This window comes from Alcanivorax sp. HI0044, from assembly GCF_001634945.1.
In genome coordinates this window covers 1-1,172 of the sequence record NZ_LWEZ01000061.1, presented here as the reverse complement: position 1 = coordinate 1,172, position 1,172 = coordinate 1, and the positions used below count along the sequence as shown (strand labels likewise).

Genomic DNA, 1,172 nt, shown 5'->3' with positions numbered 1-1,172 from the left:
TCCAGGCCCTGAACGATAGTCCAGTCGCCGTCTTTGCAGGTGCAGGGGAAGGAGTAGATCAGGCCTTCCTGGATGCCGTAGGAACCATCGCTGTAGATACCCATGGAAACCCAGTCACCTTCGTCGGTACCCAGTGCCCAGGAACGCATGTGGTCCACAGCGGCGTTGGCAGCTGAGGCAGCAGAGGAAGCGCCACGGGCCTTGATGATGGCCGCACCACGCTGTTGCACAGTCGGGATGTAGTCGTTTTCGTACCAGTCTTGCTCAACCTGATCGATGGCCACTTTGCCATCCACTTCGCAGTGGTGCAGATCAGGGTACTGGGTGGAAGAGTGGTTGCCCCAGATGAGCATTTTCTTCACGTCATTGACGGTTTTGCCCAGCTTGTTGGCCAGCTGCGCCATGGCACGGTTGTGGTCCAGGCGGGTCATGGCAGTAAACTGACGGGGATCGATGTCCGGCGCATTGCGCTGGGCGATCAGGGCGTTGGTGTTGGCCGGGTTACCGACAACCAGGACTTTGATGCCTTTGCTGGCATTGTCGTTGATGGCTTTACCCTGGGCGGAGAAGATGGCTGCGTTAGCTTCCAGCAGGTCTTTACGCTCCATGCCCGGACCACGCGGACGAGCACCAACCAGCAGCGCGTAATCGGCGTCTTTGAAGGCCACGTTGGCATCGTCGGTACCGGTAATGCCGGCAACCAGCGGGAATGCGCAATCTTCCAGCTCCATGATGACCCCGTTCAGGGCTTCCAGAGCAGGGGTGATTTCGAGCAGCTGCAGAATAACGGGCTGATCTTTGCCGAGCATATCGCCGGAAGCGATGCGGAACAGTAGGGAATAGCTGATTTGGCCAGCGGCGCCGGTGACGGCTACGCGTACGGGTGCTTTCATGAACAATCTCCTAGCTTTAATTCGGGAGAACTTATGTGGGCTGAAACCGAGGGGACCGCTGAGCAAGGTCCGTGGGTCAGGGTCCCGGACGGCGCGCATTATAAAGGACCCGGCGGCTAATCGCACGGAATCAGGGGGAGATATATGACGAACTGGGATGTGTTGATTGTCGGCGCCGGTCAGGCGGGCTGCGCAGCGGCATGGGATCTGGCTGCGGCCGGGTTGAAAGTGGCCGTGATTTCGCGGCCCCGGTCACGGGGAAAGCCTTGTGCGGGCGGG

Annotated in this window: 2 protein-coding genes; one reads left to right on the top strand and one right to left on the bottom strand. The window is 59.6% G+C overall.

Going from position 1 to position 1,172, the window contains the following annotated elements; genetic code table 11:
* The coding region (locus A3730_RS00840) for a malate dehydrogenase (protein WP_063537261.1) at nt 1-893 on the bottom strand (893 nt) is incomplete at its 3' end.
* A 144-nt stretch (nt 894-1,037) separates the two neighbouring features.
* Between A3730_RS00840 and A3730_RS30110 the strand changes: the two genes are divergently transcribed.
* The coding region (locus A3730_RS30110) for an FAD-dependent oxidoreductase (protein WP_156500720.1) at nt 1,038-1,172 on the top strand (135 nt) is incomplete at its 3' end.